The 18,649-nt window shown below is 27.2% G+C and carries 17 protein-coding genes and 1 riboswitch; of the genes, 7 read left to right on the plus strand and 10 right to left on the minus strand.

The features are described 5' to 3' along the window. Positions 1 to 879 (minus strand): MATE family efflux transporter, encoded by an 879-nt coding sequence (locus tag ACUSRV_RS05415; protein WP_490140907.1) that lies wholly within the window; start codon positions 877 to 879, stop codon positions 1 to 3. Positions 880 to 1,071: 192 nt separating this feature from the next. On the opposite strand from ACUSRV_RS05415, the gene typA reads away from it, so the two are divergent. Then, positions 1,072 to 2,895, plus strand: coding sequence for a translational GTPase TypA (gene typA / locus ACUSRV_RS05420; RefSeq protein ID WP_490140908.1), 1,824 nt, complete (start codon positions 1,072 to 1,074; stop codon positions 2,893 to 2,895). Between the two features lie 52 nt (positions 2,896 to 2,947). Here typA and ACUSRV_RS05425 read toward each other — a convergent pair whose 3' ends face one another. Both ACUSRV_RS05425 and ACUSRV_RS05430 read right to left on the minus strand, forming a co-directional pair. Then, positions 2,948 to 3,904 (minus strand): magnesium transporter CorA family protein, encoded by a 957-nt coding sequence (locus tag ACUSRV_RS05425; protein ID WP_490140909.1) that lies wholly within the window; start codon positions 3,902 to 3,904, stop codon positions 2,948 to 2,950. Between the two features lie 14 nt (positions 3,905 to 3,918). Then, a complete protein-coding gene (locus ACUSRV_RS05430) occupies positions 3,919 to 5,046 on the minus strand; it encodes an aldo/keto reductase (RefSeq protein ID WP_490140910.1) in 1,128 nt (375 codons plus the stop codon). Positions 5,047 to 5,210: 164 nt separating this feature from the next. On the opposite strand from ACUSRV_RS05430, the gene ACUSRV_RS05435 reads away from it, so the two are divergent. After that, positions 5,211 to 5,531: a hypothetical protein gene (locus ACUSRV_RS05435; protein WP_490140911.1), complete on the plus strand. Its 321-nt coding sequence runs from the start codon at positions 5,211 to 5,213 to the stop codon at positions 5,529 to 5,531. Positions 5,532 to 5,596: 65 nt separating this feature from the next. After that, positions 5,597 to 5,760: riboswitch (M-box (ykoK) riboswitch) on the plus strand. A 266-nt stretch (positions 5,761 to 6,026) separates the two neighbouring features. Then, positions 6,027 to 6,959, plus strand: coding sequence for a magnesium transporter CorA family protein (locus ACUSRV_RS05440; protein WP_490140912.1), 933 nt, complete (start codon positions 6,027 to 6,029; stop codon positions 6,957 to 6,959). Between the two features lie 33 nt (positions 6,960 to 6,992). Here the strand turns inward: ACUSRV_RS05440 and ACUSRV_RS05445 are convergent, their stop codons facing one another. Continuing rightward, the gene (locus ACUSRV_RS05445) at positions 6,993 to 7,994 is read right to left on the minus strand and encodes an asparaginase (protein WP_490140913.1); all 1,002 of its coding nucleotides are present in this window, start codon (positions 7,992 to 7,994) and stop codon (positions 6,993 to 6,995) included. Positions 7,995 to 8,111: 117 nt separating this feature from the next. Here ACUSRV_RS05445 and ACUSRV_RS05450 point away from each other — a divergent pair, with 117 nt between their 5' ends. Beyond that, the gene (locus ACUSRV_RS05450) at positions 8,112 to 8,297 is read left to right on the plus strand and encodes a hypothetical protein (RefSeq protein ID WP_490140914.1); all 186 of its coding nucleotides are present in this window, start codon (positions 8,112 to 8,114) and stop codon (positions 8,295 to 8,297) included. Between the two features lie 31 nt (positions 8,298 to 8,328). On the opposite strand, the gene ACUSRV_RS05455 is transcribed toward ACUSRV_RS05450, so the two are convergent. The 3 genes from ACUSRV_RS05455 to ACUSRV_RS05465 form a co-directional block, all read right to left on the minus strand. Next, positions 8,329 to 9,363 (minus strand): M42 family metallopeptidase, encoded by a 1,035-nt coding sequence (locus ACUSRV_RS05455; protein ID WP_490140915.1) that lies wholly within the window; start codon positions 9,361 to 9,363, stop codon positions 8,329 to 8,331. 67 nt (positions 9,364 to 9,430) lie between these two features. Further along, a complete protein-coding gene (locus ACUSRV_RS05460) occupies positions 9,431 to 10,804 on the minus strand; it encodes a YjiH family protein (RefSeq protein ID WP_490140916.1) in 1,374 nt (457 codons plus the stop codon). A gap of 152 nt (positions 10,805 to 10,956) precedes the next feature. Then, on the minus strand, positions 10,957 to 11,787 hold the full coding sequence (locus ACUSRV_RS05465; protein ID WP_490140917.1) for an RMD1 family protein: 831 nt from the start codon (positions 11,785 to 11,787) through the stop codon (positions 10,957 to 10,959). Between the two features lie 161 nt (positions 11,788 to 11,948). On the opposite strand from ACUSRV_RS05465, the gene ACUSRV_RS05470 reads away from it, so the two are divergent. Continuing rightward, positions 11,949 to 13,070, plus strand: a complete 1,122-nt coding sequence (locus ACUSRV_RS05470) for an MGDG synthase family glycosyltransferase (protein WP_490140918.1) — start codon at positions 11,949 to 11,951, stop codon at positions 13,068 to 13,070. Positions 13,071 to 13,119: 49 nt separating this feature from the next. Here the strand turns inward: ACUSRV_RS05470 and ACUSRV_RS05475 are convergent, their stop codons facing one another. Together ACUSRV_RS05475 and ACUSRV_RS05480 are read right to left on the minus strand one after the other, a co-directional pair. Next, positions 13,120 to 13,800: a hypothetical protein gene (locus ACUSRV_RS05475; RefSeq protein WP_490140919.1), complete on the minus strand. Its 681-nt coding sequence runs from the start codon at positions 13,798 to 13,800 to the stop codon at positions 13,120 to 13,122. A gap of 192 nt (positions 13,801 to 13,992) precedes the next feature. After that, positions 13,993 to 14,769, minus strand: coding sequence for a sporulation protein (locus tag ACUSRV_RS05480; RefSeq protein ID WP_490140920.1), 777 nt, complete (start codon positions 14,767 to 14,769; stop codon positions 13,993 to 13,995). Positions 14,770 to 15,187: 418 nt separating this feature from the next. Between ACUSRV_RS05480 and ACUSRV_RS05485 the strand changes: the two genes are divergently transcribed. After that, positions 15,188 to 15,598, plus strand: a complete 411-nt coding sequence (locus tag ACUSRV_RS05485) for a hypothetical protein (RefSeq protein WP_490140921.1) — start codon at positions 15,188 to 15,190, stop codon at positions 15,596 to 15,598. A 43-nt stretch (positions 15,599 to 15,641) separates the two neighbouring features. Here ACUSRV_RS05485 and ACUSRV_RS05490 read toward each other — a convergent pair whose 3' ends face one another. After that, positions 15,642 to 17,540 carry a type I glutamate--ammonia ligase gene (locus ACUSRV_RS05490; RefSeq protein WP_490140922.1) on the minus strand — a complete coding sequence of 633 codons (1,899 nt, stop codon included), beginning with the start codon at positions 17,538 to 17,540 and terminating at the stop codon, positions 15,642 to 15,644. 290 nt (positions 17,541 to 17,830) lie between these two features. Between ACUSRV_RS05490 and ACUSRV_RS05495 the strand changes: the two genes are divergently transcribed. Next, a complete protein-coding gene (locus ACUSRV_RS05495) occupies positions 17,831 to 18,613 on the plus strand; it encodes a 3'-5' exonuclease (RefSeq protein ID WP_490140923.1) in 783 nt (260 codons plus the stop codon). The last annotated feature ends 36 nt before the right edge of the window (positions 18,614 to 18,649 follow it).

Consider the following 18,649-nt stretch of genomic DNA (forward strand, 5'->3'; position numbering starts at 1 on the left):
TCAAAGTTGATATGCAGCAAGTGATGTCTCCCCATAGGTAAGTACAGCTCTAGTGAGTATTATAGTTGCTATTTGCCAAAAAGAATTTTCAAAAAAGCTGGGAAGTCCTACCTTAAATATATTTATTATTTGTTTTATATCAGGTTTTATATTTTTAAGAATTGATGTTATTTCTTCATCGTGTTCTTCAAAATATACTACACCTTTTTTCTTATTAAATAATATATACAGTCCTATATATGCCGATACAAGATAACCTAATATCATACCTATAGGGGCACCTTGTACTCCTAAGTTTGGCAGTCCAAAATTCCCAAATATAAATAAATATCCAGCAAATACGCTTACGCAGTTCATAAGCAATGTTATTTTCATAGGAGTTTTAGAATTACTCATAGACTGTAATGTAGATGTGACTGTAACCATTATTCCTAAAAAATACAAAGACCAAGAAGCTGTTTTTAAACATCTAATTCCCATTTCCATGAGTTGTGGTTCTGGATTAAATATTCTTAAAATTGAGTTAGCATTCCAAAATATAAGCTGTTGAATTATAAATATAACAACTAATAATAATATTATTGTTTGAATTACTACATGTTTAATGTTTTGTGTGTTTTTTGATCCGTATGCTTGAGCTACATATACAGACGTTCCAACTGTTACCCCTTTTATCATAGCCCATACTATATTTATAATCCTATTGCTTATACCAAATGAACTTATAGAAATGGGATCTAATCTTCCTATCATTCCCATTAAGAAAAATCCCGCTGTCATCTGAAGAATACTTTCTATGACTACAGGTATGACCATGGAATTTATACTTTTTTTAACTTCTTTTTTATCTATAGTATCATGTTTTAATATAATTTCCATTTTTAATCCCTACCTTATATACTATGTAATTTTAGCATCACAATTATATCATATTTATTCCATATCTAGAATGTTACAAAATATATATTAAAATTTGAATTCCTTTGCCAATTCAGTTAAATTTATCAATTTACTTTCATCATGGGTTATGTTATACTTAGTAAGTTATTCACAAACGAGAGGAGATTTTAAATGACAACAAACGAAAAAAAAATAATAAATATAGCAGTTATAGCCCACGTAGATGCAGGTAAATCAACATTAGTTGATGCTTTCTTAGGCCAATCTAATGTTTTTAGGGAAAATGAAGTAGTTCAAGACTGTGTTATGGATAGTAATGACCTTGAAAGAGAAAGAGGTATAACTATATATTCTAAAAACTGTTCAATAAACCACAATGGCTACAAAATAAACATAGTAGACACTCCAGGTCACTCTGATTTCTCATCAGAAGTGGAACGTGTTATAAAAACAGTTGATACCGTTGTATTACTAGTAGATGCATCTGAAGGTCCTATGCCTCAAACTAGATTCGTATTACAAAAATCATTAGAATTAGGTTTAAGACCTATATTATTTATAAATAAAATTGATAAAAAAGATCAAAGAGCTGAAGACGTAGTAGATATGGCATTTGATTTATTTGTAGATTTAAATGCTAACGATGAGCAGCTAGACTTCCCTATAATATACGGTATAGCTAAACAAGGTATAGCTAAACGTGAATTAGAAGATGAAAGTTCTGACCTTTCTCCATTATTTGATACTATAATAGAACATGTAAATGCTTATCCTGATTATGATAATGAACCTCTTCAAATGCAAGTATCTGCATTGGCTTATGACGATTATATAGGAAGATTAGGTTTAGGTAGAGTTTATAAAGGTACTATTAAAGAAGGCGATACAGTTTCTATATGTACAACTGAAGGTACAGTAGAAAGAGGTAAAATATCTAAACTATTTATATATGAAGGATTAAGACAAGTTAATGTAAAAGAAGCAGGTAGTGGTGAAATAGTTGTTATATCTGGTATACCAAATATATCTATAGGTGAAACAATATGTAATATTGATAACCCAATGCCTATGGAGCTTATAAAAATCGAAGAACCTACACTATCTATGAACTTCTTAGTTAACGACTCACCTTTTGTTGGTAGAAGCGGTAAGTTTGTAACAACTAGACATTTAAAGGATAGACTAGAAAAAGAACTTGAAGTTAACGTAGGACTTAAAGTTGAACCACTAGACACAACTGACGGATACAAGGTTTCTGGCCGTGGAGAGCTTCATTTATCTATACTATTAGAAAATATGAGACGTGAAGGATATGAAATAGGAGTATCAAAGCCAGAGGTTTTAATGCATAGAGAAAATGGAAAATTAATGGAACCAGTTGAGAGAGTTATAGCAAATGTTCCAGAAACTTATTCAGGAACTGTTATATCTAAGCTTAATGTAAGAAAAGGCCTTATGGAAGCTATGGAAATTGAAGGCGATTATGTTAAGATGGAATTTATAGTGCCTACTAGAGGTTTGCTTGGATTTAGAAGCGAGTTTATAAATGATACTAGAGGTGAAGGTACTCTTGTTCGTTCATTTGAAAGATTTGAAGAACATAAAGGTGAGATACCACAAAGAACTAACGGCGTTTTAATATCTCAAGAAAATGGTGTTGCTATGGCTTATGCTCTTGACAACCTAAGTGACAGAGCAACTATGTTCATAGAGCCTACTACTGAAGTTTATGCAGGTATGGTAATAGGTATGAACTCAAGAAAAGATGATATGACTGTTAACCCATGTAAAAATAAGAAGTTAACAAACGTTCGTGCATCTGGTTCAGATGATGCTGTAAAATTAGCTCCTCCGAGAGTATTTACTTTAGAAGAAGCTCTTGAATTTATAAATGATGATGAACTAGTAGAAATAACTCCAGATTCTATAAGACTTAGAAAGAAAATGTTAAATGAACACGATAGATTAAGATACAATAAATCTAGACAACAGTAATTTTTATATACTAAAAGCGAGCTGACTGCTCGCTTTTTTGATTATAAGAATATTATAGCCATTTTTTCTTTTTAAATAGAATAAAAGCTCCTATAGCTATAAATGCCATAATTAGAAGTATTAAAGGATATCCGTATTCCCAACTTAATTCCGGCATATTATCAAAATTCATTCCATATATCCCTGTTATAACTGTCATAGACCCTATTATACCTGTAAATAGTGCAATCTTAGTTGCAATATCATTTGTTTTTGATGTTATACCAGAATCATATAACGATAAAAGTTTATCGGAATAGTCTTTTAAAGATACGGAAAAATCATATAGCTTGTTTATTCTAATATCTATACTGTGCAGACTATTTAAATTAGATCGACTCAACTTACCTTCGTTTAAGTATCTTAAATTTTCTTCAGCAAATTGATCTCCTATATACAAAAGAGGTCTTATGTATTTTACTATTTTTCTGGTTATATGTCTCATATCATTTATTGAGGCAAATTGTTCTTTATTAGTATTTTTTATTATTTCATCTTCTATTTTTTGTATATCATCTTCTATTCTATCTAATATATCGAAAGTATTTATTATGATTGAGTTAAATAATAAGTAATATAATCTACTTAAAGTCTTTTTTGGTGTTGCTTGTATATGTAACTTGTTTTCTAGTATATTTTTCATACTTTGACTTAAACAATTACTTTCATCAAGTACTAATATTATAAAATTATATCCTATATAAAAATTTATTTCTTCTATTTCTAATTTATTGCTCTCAAGCTTAAAGTTGTTCAAACTTATGAAGTCATACTCATCAAAATTTTCAAATCTAACTATATCATCAAAGTTTAAACAGTCATCTATTGTAGAACTATCTAAATTTAAATCCTTTTGAAAAAATTGTATTTCGTCAGGATTACATAATATGAAATAATATAAACTTTCTTCATACCAATTTTCTAATTTTTCCTCTATAATCTCTTTTTTATCTATATTGTATATATACATTTTTATCACGCCTTTTAAGTTTCAAATATACTCACTACTTCTTTTAGCTTCTCTCTTATTTTTATTTGTTGAGGGCAATTATTTTTACATTTACCACATTCTACACACTTAGATGCCTTACTTTTTTCACCTAAAGACATACTATATTGTTTTTTTATATTTTCTCTATCATTAAACATAGAATCATTATTTAAATGTGTGAAGCAATTTGGGATATTAACTCCTGCTGGACATGGCATACAATATTTACATTCTGTGCAATCTACCTTTATTTTTTGTTTAAACTTATCTTTAAGTTCATTTATAAATTGCTTTTCTTCAGAAGTTAGAGTATTAGGCATAGCTTCATTTACTATTTTTAAATTTTCTTTTACTTGGTCTATATTTCCCATACCACTTAACACTACACTTACTTCAGGTTTATCTAATACAAACCTAAGAGCCCATTCTGCAGCAGTTCTTTTTGTTGGTGCACTACTTAGCGTTCCTATTATATCATTAGGTAGATTATTTACTAATTTTCCACCTCTTAATGGTTCCATTATAACTACACCTAAATTTTTATTTGCAGCATATTCAAGTCCTTCTAGCCCTGCTTGATAGTACTCATCTAAATAATTATATTGTATTTGTGCAAAAGACCAGTCATATGAATCTACTATTTTTTTGAATAAATCTAACTTATCATGAAATGAAAATCCTACGTGCTTTACTCTTCCATCTTTTTTTATTGAGTCTAAAAACTCAAATAAATCTAAGTTAGTTAAGTTATCCCAGTACTTTTCATTTAGAGAATGAACTAAATAAAAATCTATATGGTCTGTTTGAAGTTTCTCTAATTGTTCATTTAAATATTTATCCATATCTTCTCTAGACTTTATAAGCCATGATGGAAGTTTTGTAGCTAAATATACACTATCTCTATAGCCATCTTGCAATGCCTTCCCTACAAAAGGTTCACTTTCTCCATCGTGATAAATATACGCTGTATCTATGTAATTTACGCCATTATCTATTGCATATCTTATCATTTCTATAGATTTTTCTTCATCTATTTTCCCATCTAATTGAGGAAATCTCATACATCCAAAACCTAATTCAGAAACCTTCTCCCCTGTAGCTCCAAATTCCCTATATAACATATTTTTCCTCCTTTTATAAAATTTTATATTTATTATATCACAGAAAAGATAAATTTATGAAATTGAGTTGTACTAAATATTTGTATGCATTAATCATATTTATGACAATACTTGCATATCCTACATATAGAAATCTTAAGTAAAGTTAGTTAGGAGGAATTATTATGGCTTACACAAAAAGTGTTGAAGAGCTAGCTAAAGATTTATCTATTATGTTTCATGATCATAATTTTGATATGGCATGCACATATATGGATTATGGAATGAGAGGAAATATAAATATAGAGGATACTCTGAATTTAGTTTTTGATATATGTTATAAACATAATGCTGCAGATAAAAAATTTATATCTATTGAACAACTGGACGGTTGTACTAAGGTAAAGTGTTTAGAAAAAGCTATATTGCAAAAATTTGCCGATAAATTTAATAATACCGATATAAAAGAAATAACATATAATAATAATATAACCAATTTATTGTAAATGCCTTCTTTTATGAAGGCCTTTCATTTTTTATACACATATGTTATTATTAATACGATAGTTTAATATTTTCTCGTTAGGCGAGGCTCCTATATAGATATACGCTACTACCCTGAAACATCGAGAGATGCCAAAGGGTTAACAGGCACTGCCGAAATCAAGGCTTTATCTAACGTAGCTGGTTAATCCAAAGCTATATAGTGTTAAAACTCAACGAGTGAAGAATTTTAGTGGTTAATTTGGTCCTAAAACTCTCACTTGTTGTGGGAGTTTTTATTTATTTATTTAAACGAAATTTATATAATTACGAGGTGATTTGTGTGGATTATGGTCCTAGGTGGATTAAATTTTCTATGACTCATCTTATATTGTTTAATTGCTAAGTTATTCTTTTGATTATATGTTTTAAAACATAATAACTTAGTATATAAAAATAATATAAGTATAAGTTTTTTAGTTATTGTGTTTTAAAACTGCATAAAGGATGTGATAGCGATGATAAGATATTACAAGACTATAGATGATAAACTAGAAAAACTGACTGATTTTGAATCAGGATGTTGGGTAAATTTAGTTGAACCATCGCAAAATGAAATAAGAGAAATAGCTAATAACTTTTCTATAGATATAGACAGTATAAAATCTGCCCTTGACGAAGAAGAACGTTCAAGAATAGATGTTGAGGAAGATCATACCCTTATTTTAATAGATATTCCAGTAGATGAAAGTGATATAAAATCTACTCACTACTCTACTATTCCTTTAGGTATAATACTTGCTAAAGAATGTATTATAACAGTATGTACTACTCAAACTAAGGTATTAAATGACTTTATAGCGGGGCATGTTAAGCATTTTTATACTTCTAAAAGAACTAGATTTATATTACAAATTTTATATAAAAATGCCAGTTATTATTTACAATACTTAAGAAGAATAAGTAAGATGACAAATGCTATTGAAACTCAAATTTATAAATCTATGAGAAATAAAGAGCTTATACAGCTTCTTGAACTTGAAAAATCACTAGTTTACTTTTCAACTTCACTAAAAGCAAATGAAGTTGTACTTAAAAAGATGCTTAGAACAGAATCTATACGTAAATATGCAGATGATGAAGATTTATTAGAAGATGTTATAATTGAAAATAGACAGGCTATTGAAATGGCTCAGATATACGGAGATATATTAAGTAGAATCATGGATGCATTTAGTGCTATAGTTTCTAATAATCAAAATAATGTTATGAAGGTTTTAACTTCTGTTACTATAATATTGTCTGTTCCTACTATGATATCAGGTTTATTTGGAATGAATGTTTCGGTTCCACTAGCAAATCATCCTTATGGGTTCTGGATAGTCGTTGGTTTAGTATGTGGAATTTCCATACTAGCTACATTATTTATGTCTAGAAAGAAATTGCTATAAAAGCCTTCTTCAAATAATAGAAGAAGGCTTTTTTTATTTATTTAACTTAAAATTTGGTATCACTTCCCCTACTTCTTCTTTTCTTGCATTTAATATTTTAGGATTATAATAATTTATAAGTTTTTCTAATTCTCCATGTGTTATCATTTTTAGTTGTTTTAAAACTTCAAGGACTACACAATATATTATAGACATATCTCCATCTTCAATTTTGATTGCTATACCAATTCCTTTTTCTTTTATTCCTACTAGGTAAACTCCTTCTGCTCCTACCTTCCCGAACATTTTATCCCCACATACTTTCATAAAGTCAGTACAAAATCTTTTCGTTCCTGCAACCATTTCTGGATATGTAGTCATAGAATTAGTTATTCTTTGTACAGCTACTTTTCTTACTTCCCCTAAAAGCTCTGGTTTTGACAACCTGGCAAATCCATATGCTAATCTTTCAAGAGGTAGTGCATGAACAGGTGCTCCACATCCATCTACTCCAATTATTATATTATCTTTATTATAATCACAAATGTTTGATAACACTTCCACTATTCTTTGTTGTACAGGATGATTTATATCTAAGTATGTATCTATATCTTCATTCATATGTTTTGCAGTTATTAACATACCACAGTGTTTTCCTGAACAGTTACTATACTCAGATGTTAAATCTCTCCCACTTAATATTAAATCTTTATAGGCGTTTATTGATAGTGGTATATGAGTTCCACATTGTAGTTTATCTAAACCAATGTTAGCCTTTTTAAGTATTTCTCTGGTACACTGTGCATGAAATTCTTCACTATTATGAGATGAACACATAAGAGATATTTCTCTATCTTCTATATGAAATTCATCTACTGCATTTGTTTCAACTACAGGTATTGCTTGAATTGGTTTAATAGATGATCTTGCATAAGTAATTCTATATGGATCTCCATAAAAATATAATAAGTTTCCTTCACTATCTACTACTGCTATATGTCCGTAATGAGAACTTTCTACTAAGTTTCCTCTATAAATCTCAACTAATTTATTCATGTAATCCCCCAACCTTTATTTTATATTAGAAATATATAAACTCATTAATTATATTTAGTAAATTTTTTATCAATTATTAATAATATAATATATAATATATTTTAAGAGGTGTATATTATGAATATTATTAGTTTATTAATACTTATATTTTTATTAGGTTTAGCTTGGAACATTTTTAAATTTTTAACTAGTATTGCACTTAGAATAGGTTTAGTAATTGTAGTAATTTTATTAGTAATGAATTTACTAAATGGAAATATTTTTTCTTTAGGTAATAGTTTACAACTATTAAACCTAATTTAAATAAGAGGTATGAATTTCATACCTCTTATTGCTATTCTTGGCAATACTTAATTATTAAATCAGTTGTAGCCATTATAGAATCCATATGTGTTCTCTCATACCCATGAGATGCAAATATACCAGGACCGATTAATGCTGTTTTTATATCCCAGCCAGCTTTTAATGCAGCTGAAGCATCAGAACCATAAAACGGATATATATCTAGTTTATACTCTATATTATTATCTTTACATATATTTACTAGTTTGTTAGTTAAATCATAGTCATAAGGTCCTGAAGAATCTTTTGTACATATACAACATGCATACTCAGTTGAATTTTGTCCTTGTCCTGGGCATCCCATATCTACAGCTATAAACTCTTTTGTGTTTTCTGGTATGGACGCAGATGAACCATGTCCCACTTCTTCATAATTACTTATAAAAAAATTTATAGTATCATTTAATTTAACTTTATTTTGTGATAAATATCTTATAACATATAATAAAATTCCAACAGAAGATTTATCATCTAGATATCTAGATTTTATAAATCCACTGTCTGTTATTTTAGTTCTAGTATCAAATGATATAAAATCTCCTATGTTTACACCTAAACTTTCTACATCTTCTTTAGAATCTACCTTTTCATCTAAAATCACTTCGTAATTTTGTGTAAGTCTTGGTAAGTTTCTTGCTTCATCTCCATGTATATGAACAGATGGTTTTATAGTTTGTACAGTTCCTTCTATTATGTTGTTATCTCTAGTATGTATATTACAATTTTCTCCTTCAATGGAATTCATCATAAATCCACCTATTTGAGTTAATTCTATTTTGCCACTAGCTTTTATATTTTTCACCATAGCTCCTAGGGTATCTACATGAGCTGATAGTGTCTTTTGATAATCACTGTTATTACCATCTAAAGTAATTATAAGAGCTCCTTTATTAGTTTCTCTATATTTAACATTTAAAATATCTAATTCTTTTTTTATGTAATTCATTATATTTTTTGTATAGCCTGTTGGACTTGGTATATTCAATATGTCATAAATATATTTTTCAGCTAATTTTTTGTTATTCATATAAATCACCCCGTCAAGTATTATATATTTTATGATATTTAATAAAATTATATATCATTTTTACAATTTATACCATCTTATATCCTATTGATATATAAAATAATAATGAAGCTATTATTAAACTAAGTACCACTCTTTGAGTCCATATAATTATTAGTTCCTTTAAATTAATACTTATATTTGAACAAAATATTAATGGAATTATATTAGAAAATGAGATAAGAGAAGCTACCGATACTACACCTATTATAGATCTAGTGAATATACTTGTAACTCCTGAAATTTCATTTGGTATTAAAAACACATCTATACTACTCAGTATGCTCCCCTTAGACACTAAAACATAATCAGGTATTTTTAACATAAGATTTATCGGATAAAAAACAAGTGCCATAATATCCAATAAAAATGTATAATTAAAAATAATATATCCTATAAATATAAACATAATTACATTAGGTATAAAATTCATACTTACAACTAATGAATCTTCTAAATTACTTGCTATATTCTTTATTAAGGATTGAGAATTCGAAGATGTTTTTATGGCTTCTTTTAATGCATTTTTAAATCTTTTTTTTCTAGCACCTTTTTCTTTTGTTTTTTTGTCTTTCATATAAACTGATTTTTTTGCGTTTAATGGCCAAATCCGAGATGATATAACGGTTACACCTAAAGTTATAAGTATAGATACCATTATGTATATATTTAAATAGTTATTTAATTTTAACTCATCTGCTAATGTAATTATATAGCTTATAGGCATTATGCAAAAACCTGTAGATATTATACACGCTTCTTTTTGTGTATATTTTCCTTGTTTATATAGTTTATTTGTCATTAAAAACCCACTATAATATCCACTGAAAATGTATAGTAACAAATTTACAATTGATTTTCCATTTGTATTAAATAATAATTTCATTGTGTTCTTTGAATACACAGCTACAAATTCTAGTAAACCATAATCTGTTAGAAAAACTAGAAATATCGATGTCAAAGGGATTAAAATACTTGCTTTTATAATTATTTCATAAATATAAGGGATAATATCTTCTTTATATAAAAAATCTGGACCTAGATTATATACGGCCATAAATACAATAAAAATGCTAACAGCTCTAAGTATATAGTAAAACTTTTTTATCTTATTTTTCTCATGTCCTTTATTTATAAAAGGAGATATACTGCCAGCTATTGTTATAATTATAAGATATATATCTGTAAAATTTCCTAAGTTTTGCTTAATAAATTTATATGAATGATTTATAAGTACATGTTTTTCGTTATTTATAGGAAATGGTATGAAAAATATTAATATACCTATTGCTGAATAAATTATAGTCTTAAGAATTGATATATTATTATTTAAATTGCTTTCCTTATTTAATTCTTTTTGTTTTTTAGAAGTTGGTTTTTCCAATTCTTTAACTAGTTCCAAAATTTTCACCCCCTTTTAAAACTATATATATTAATTTACTGTAAATTTATCTTATATCCTCTATTATTCGTACTGCTTATAATTACAAAATACTGCTAGATATTACATTTCCAAAAAAAAGAGCACAAATAAAATATGTACTCTTCCGTTAATTAATGGGGTATAAAACTTAATATTATTTCAAATATAAATAATGCAATAATCCACCATTCTAACATAGTAGATCTATGTGCATGAACTAAATTTGTAAAGTTATCAAGTACTGTCATTAGTATATCTATTTTATGTATTACACTTTCATATCTGTCGTTTAAGTCGAAAAATTTAGATAGTTTGTTATAAAGTTCCCCTAATTCACTGTTTTCCCATGCTAAGTCAGGTGTCTCATCTATCATTATGTAGGATACTGTAGCATACTTAAAATTTAATATGCTAGCTGCTTGTTTTGCTAAATATTTATCTCTTATATTAAGTTTCCCACTTTCTAGCACATCTAATGTAGGTTCAAATTTATCAAATATTTTAAATATCTCGTGTTCTACTCTTTCAAGAGCGACGGATTTAGCCAGCACAATGGATATTATATCTAAATAGTTATCTTTTAGTTCTGATATGATTATCTTTTCATCCAGTATAACGTCTTTTTCTTTTTCATTTATTTCTAAACTAAAATCATCATGAAATTTTTCTATATATGATCTATTTACTCTTATATATTCTCCATTTTTATTTTCTTCTTCTATATATTCTATAAATCTTTTTATTTCATTATCATTCATATTTATAAAAACACAGCTTCCAAAAGAAAACATATAAATATATTTTTCATTCCCCATATCTTCTATTATTCCATTTAAATCACTACTTTTTAATATAAAAGGATCTTCCCATTTATATTTTTTAAATATATTAAATTGATTAGCTATTTTATTTATATTAATTTCTTTTGAAAAAACTACAGTTCTAAAATCATAGACTCTCAATTTCATCTCTCCTCATTTAATTTTTCATTAAATAGTATAACCAATTTTTAACTCTAAAATCACAATTTTGTATATAATAGTATATAATTGATAAAGATAGGCATTAGGTGTATAATACATCTATATAACTAGTAATATTTTAATCTCAAAGAGGTGAACTAATGTTTGACTTGACTTCTAACAAAACTATTTTAGTGCTTACTGCAAACTTCGGAGCTGGCCATATAAGTGTTGCAACTGCAGTGAAAGAACATATATTAGCTATAGATAGTTCATATAATGTAGTTATAGAAAATTTTATCCAAGCTAGTATTCCTAAAATAGATAAACCTTTAATAAAGTTGTATGAAACTCAGACTAAATACACTCCTGCTTTATACAACTACTATTATTATATAAAAAAATCTCATAACCCAAAATACGATATAACTTATAAAGTATATATAAATAAACTTGTTGATTATATAAAACAATTAGATCCAATACTTATAGTTTCTACATTTCCTGTTGCCTCTGAATGCGTTTTTAGATTCAAAAATAAACAAAACAATGATATTCCTTTAGTAACTGTAATAACAGATGTAGTTGACAGTATGGAATGGTTATTTCCTAACACAGATATGTATTTAGTTCCGTCAAAAGAAATAAAAAATAGACTTTTACATAAAGGTATAAATCATAATACACTAAAAGTTACTGGAATCCCCGTTAGGAAAAACTTTTTATTTACAGAATCCTTAAAAAAAGATTTGGATAAAAATGGAATTTTGATAATGGGTGGTGGAAGAGGAGCTTTTGATGTAGATAAAGATTTTGTATATTGGCTTGATGACTTTATAGGAGAAAACAATTATAAGTCTAAGGTTACTATAGTAACTGGTAGAAATGAAAAAACTTATAAATCACTCACAAATAAAAAACCGCTAAAAAATATAAATGTTAAGGGTTTTGTAGAGGATATGGCATCGCTAATGTGTTCTCACAATATAATAATAACTAAACCAGGTGGAGCAACTTTATTCGAGGCTATAAATTGCGAGATACCTGTTATAGCGAAACTTCCGAAAGTTGGCCAAGAAATAGAAAATGCAAAATTTATTATAGATAAAGGTATAGGTATTGTTTATCAAGATGAATTTGAATTACAACAACATCTTATAAGTCTTATACAGGGCAAGTTAGATGATAAAATTGAATTTATGAAAGAAAATATAATCGATTTCAAAAACAATATAAATCCTTATAGTGTAGGTGAATATATTCTAGAATTAATTGAAAAATAAAGTCTTCGCAATTGCGGTAGTTACTAGTTTACCTCAATTGCGAAGACTTTTAATTTGCTTTTTTTGTGTTTTTATATTTATTAAAATATACTACTCTCGAATTTTTATAGCTTATAATACTATTAAATTTTAGTGCTAGCCTTACTCTATTTACCATTAATGTAGACAATATAATTTCCGTGGCAATAAATATAAAACCTATGAAACTAGATAAAGATTGCGATTGAACAGCTCCATTTAATCCATACATTAGTATAAAATGTACTTTTATAAAAGATACAATAAGTAAATGCACAATAACTAAAGATGTAAAAGAATTAAAGTATGAATCCAATTCATTTTTCCCGAAGATATTGTCAATATTAGACCTTGGATATCCTAATATCTCTAATATATCTTTGAAAATTTGCATAATAACATTTTTCTTAAATATTATAGAAGCTGCAATTAAAATAGATAAAGTTATTAAAAAATATATTTCTTTGATAATTAAATCGTACTGGGTTTTTGAAAATAAATTTAAAGTCATATTTATAACTAAAAGTGATAACATTATTATCCCTGATGAATTACAAGCTTTATTTTTAATTTTATTTATACAGGTATATATTATCCCCCCCAATATTGATAATACAATAGCATAGTGAATAAGTGATTTTTCTAGCATATTCCCTAGTACTATAGGTAATATAATATATATACCTAACTCTAATGCCAGTCTTTTTTTCATATTAATCTCCCCCTACATTAAATAAAAACAAATATAATCATAATTTTCTGTGTTTTGTACTTTTCTATGTTTGTAATGGATTTTCCTTTAAATTTATATTGTTTTCGTGTATTAAAATCTGACAAAAAACTTACATGTTTTATATACATTACATTAGTAATAATAAAAAAGCTATCCATTTTGGATAGCCTTTTAACAATATCTTTTTATTATTTGAGTTAATTCGTTGTATATATACTTTTCGTGTAATAATTCCTCATAAGTAAATTTGACTCTTACATCAGTTTCATCTATCTCTAATGCTTCAGATAACCAGCCTGCAATTCCTTTTGCTCTTCTATCTATTTGAAATATTATATCTATTCCATCTACTTTAGGTATAAATATAACTTCTAATTCGTCAAGTTTTCCTCTAAACTCTCCGCTTCTTGGCACAAATTCAAATTCTTGAACAAATGGAAATTTATTATACGAGTATTTAGTATAAGTGTTTTCGACTTCTCTCAAATGAAATCCCATACTGTTTATAACTTGAAGAACATTATTCATATATTTACTACATTTTACTGTTATTGCATCTCCATCAGTACTATCTACTCCCCCTATTATATCAAGCCTTGTCGATATCCATACTCTACATTTTCCAACTGATATCGGAGTTCTAGGATCTAATACAAAAGAAAATGGTATTTTTATATCCTCACCTGGAGATATGACTCTATTTATAGCTATAGGAACTGTTTGTACAGTAGATATTAGTTTTATTTTTTTATCATCATGTTCCTTCTCATACTGAGTTTTAACTTCTAACTGTAGCTCTTCTAATTGTTGTTCTACACTTCCTCCATATACATAAACTATTCCTTCTATTTTTTCACCAGCAACTATATGACCCGATATTATTTGGGTATCTATCTTAGTACCTCCTATGCCTAACATACTCGCCATAGCCTTTTTTATAAAACTCATGTAGTTTCCTCCTAATTTTTTAATTTAAATTAAATTGTATTCTAGCACTCACAAAATTACATTGACTTTAATATCATATTATTATCTATATCTAAAGGGGGGACTGTTATGACAATTTCTCGTGGGATAATAAATATTTTCGGTATCATAAGCATTATATCTATGCTTTTATCACTATCATTATACTTATTTAGAAATCTATATATTTATGTATTGAAAATGGAATATAAAAGTGACTTTCATATTCAAATTCAAAAGAATATAAATAATATTCTTCCTTTTTTAACTAAATATCATAATTTATTTTGGTTTATATACACTCTTTCATCTTGTATATGGATATTATATATTTAAATTTAGTCCCATTTTATAATATTTAACATATATTATAGTAACAAGTTTATAGAGGAGGGATTTTATGAATACTAACTTAAGATGGTTTGAATTTATATATCTAATAACTTTAATACCTTTCATTATTAATACCCTAAAGGACTTAACTATATCTAAAAAGTGCTATGAAAATAACATGTATTGTAATCTAAAAGAAATTGAGTATATGGATAAACATACTTTCTCTTTATCTTATAAAGGCTTCTTATATAATACATTATATCTGTTGCCATTCTTTGTTATAAGTGCAATAATAGTAAACACTCCACTTGCTATGGTTCTAAGCTTTATTCTAGTAATAGATAAGATAAATGCAATATACTTATATATTAAAAAGTCATTCTACTCAAAGAAAACTCTTTATTACAATAACAAAATAATAAGCTTATTATCTTTATACTTTATTGGTTATATAATATTTAGTATTTTTATTTAAAATTTAAAACAAGAGGTATCGAAATTCGATACCTCTTTATTTTTTAATATAAGTTTTTCTTGTATTGAATATATAGTCTTTGTATTTCTTTCATTTTAGATTTCATTTCTAATTGTAAATTAGACGCCAACTCAAAATCTTTATTTTCCAAAGCATCTTTTATTTGAGTAAATAAAGATTTTTTTGTTAAAGTATCTTTCATAAGGTAATATCTAAGTTCCTCTACTTTGTTCCATAGTACTTCATCAATAACATCCATAGAGTCATTTATATGAAGTTTTCTACATTCTCTTATTATCTGCATATTATCTTCTATTATTCTATCTCTAAGTTCTTTAGTCCATTTATCTATCGACCCTTTTTTGAAAGAATTAATTATCTTATCAGTAAACACATCGCCAGATTTTAGAGAGTCTAATTTATAATCATACTTGTCTAAATTACTCATATTTTCATAAACTGTTGCTGGTGGTCTACCGTATCTTAAGTTTCTCTCTTCCATATTATAATGTTCAAATACATCATTCTCATCTCTATAAGCTCTATTAGTTTCTAAATAAAAACTTTCTTCTCCGATATCTTTGGAAATTTCTTTTTCTAGTTCTTTAGTATTTAAGCCACTCTTTGCTGCAGCCTCTATACCATGTAGCATAACTTGATACATACCTGCTATTACTAGATAAGTATTAGATAGTGGATTTGGAGCTCTTAATTCAAATCTTGTAGCAAGTGGGTTTTCAGTATCTCTTATTAATCCTACTAATATAGATCTATTTCTTGATGGCAATTCATACGTATGTCCTAAACACGTTACTATACAAACTGGCGCTTCAAATCCAGGAACTAATCTATTAAATGCATCATTTGAAGAAGTTACAAATGGATTTAATACTTCATAATTATATAACATTCCCATTAAGGCACCATATCCTATTTCACTTGTATAATCTTTAGTCATTTCTATAGGTGAAAATAGATTTTTTATTTTTCCGTCTTTAAGTTTGACACTTACACCTACATGTGTATGTTCCCCACTTCCTGCAACTCCGTCTAGTGGTTTAGCCTTAAATATTACCTCAAGACCATGTCTTGTAAATACATCTTCTACTATTTCTCTTATTACTATTTCATTATCAGCACATTGCATTGGATTAGAATATTTCCAGTCTATTTCTAACTGTTCCATAGCATGATTAGTGCTTCCATCTATACTAATTGAACTTGTTATACCACCAACCTCTTTGTGACCCATTTCTGGTTCTACACCTAGTTCTTGAAGCATTCTTAAGCTTTTTTCAAGTGCCGTTCTTATAATTCCATGAGTTCTTTTCCAATATTGTTCTTTTAAACTTTGAGAAACATATAATCTTTCTAAATCAGCTTTATCTTCTGGAGTTTTTACCCAAAATTCAAGTTCTGTAGCAGATGTTAACATTATATTATCTATGTCTTCTACACTATTTATCCCTATACTGTTTATCATATGAGGATGTTCTTTAAATATGTTCATTAAACTACTTTTAAAATTTAATACTGCTTTCTCTAAAATACCCCTTGAACAAACTTTTTTACCTTCGTGAACTAAAAATGCAGGTATTTTAAGTGTTCCTACTGGAAGATTAGTTTCTTCATCTATATAATCAAAATTATAATCTATAAACCAGTTAGCACTAGTATCCGGAAGCAAATCTACCCTTGCATTGTTTAATGTAGCTATTTCGTGAAGTTCAACACTAGAGCCATCAGTTTGTATTCCAGATTTTATAAACTTATCTATATCATCTAAAAATACTTCCATTGGTATTTTCTCATCTGTGGCATTTCCTCCTAAATCTATGCCCATAAGAGATATGAATCTTATCTGCGGATTTTCACCTAATATTTTCTTCAAATTTATACTATCATGATTATTAGGCTCTATTACATATAATAGATTTTTCATTCTGTCTTCCCCCTCATTTGATATTTTATAATTTTTATATTTATCTTTTATTCGCTATAGATACGTATGTTTAAAATTAATTTTCAATAAATATACGTATTAGTAGTGAATATTATTCTATTTTTATTTAATTATGAATATTATTATATATTTTATTGCGAATATCTACAATAGTTTTGTATAAAAAAACATATAATAATATTTAATATAATAGATAATCTGTACAAAAAACCAATTTATAGGGTATACTAAGTAAAGATACAAGGAAAATATATCTAGGAGAGATTTATATGGAATATATAGTATTTGACTTAGAATTTAATCAAGGATTTGACGAGAAAACTAATAAAACTATCCCAAATGAAAAATGTCCTTTTGAAATACTTCAAATAGGTGCTTTAAAGTTAGATAAAGATTTAAATGTAATAGATACTTTTAATAGCTATGTAAAACCTAAAATATACAATAGAGTTCACCCTTTTATCACTAATATGACTGGAATTAAAAATAAGATGGTAAAAGATGCGCCTTACTTTCCTGATGTTTATAAAAGCTTCAAAAAATTTATAGGTAGAAAAGATAATATTCTTTGCGTATGGGGCAGCGGAGATTTAAAAGAATTGTATAGAAATATATACTATTACGGACTTCCACATAAAACAATACCTACGCTGTACATAAATATTCAACACTATGCATCAGCTTATTTTAAAAATCCAACAGGAAAAAGTATTGGTCTTCAAAATGCTATACAACTGTTAGAGATAGAACAACAAAAGTCTTATCACGACGCATTTAACGATGCCTATTATACAACAAAAGTATTCAAAGCTATTTATTCTGATGAAATAGTTCCAGATACTTATATATATACTCCTTATAGACCAAGAAATGCTACTCCTAGAGTTGCAAAAAAAATAGATTATACTTCTCTATTTAGGGAATTTGAAAAAATATTATCTAGATCTTTAACGGAAGAAGAAGCGAAAATCATAGATTTAGCTTATAAAATGGGTAAAACTAGACAATTTTTAATAGATGATGAGTCTAAACAAAAGAAAAATAAAGACTAAAAAAGGTTATCTTTTAAATGATAACCTTTTAATATT

Source organism: Sporacetigenium sp. TC11 (assembly GCF_058146105.1).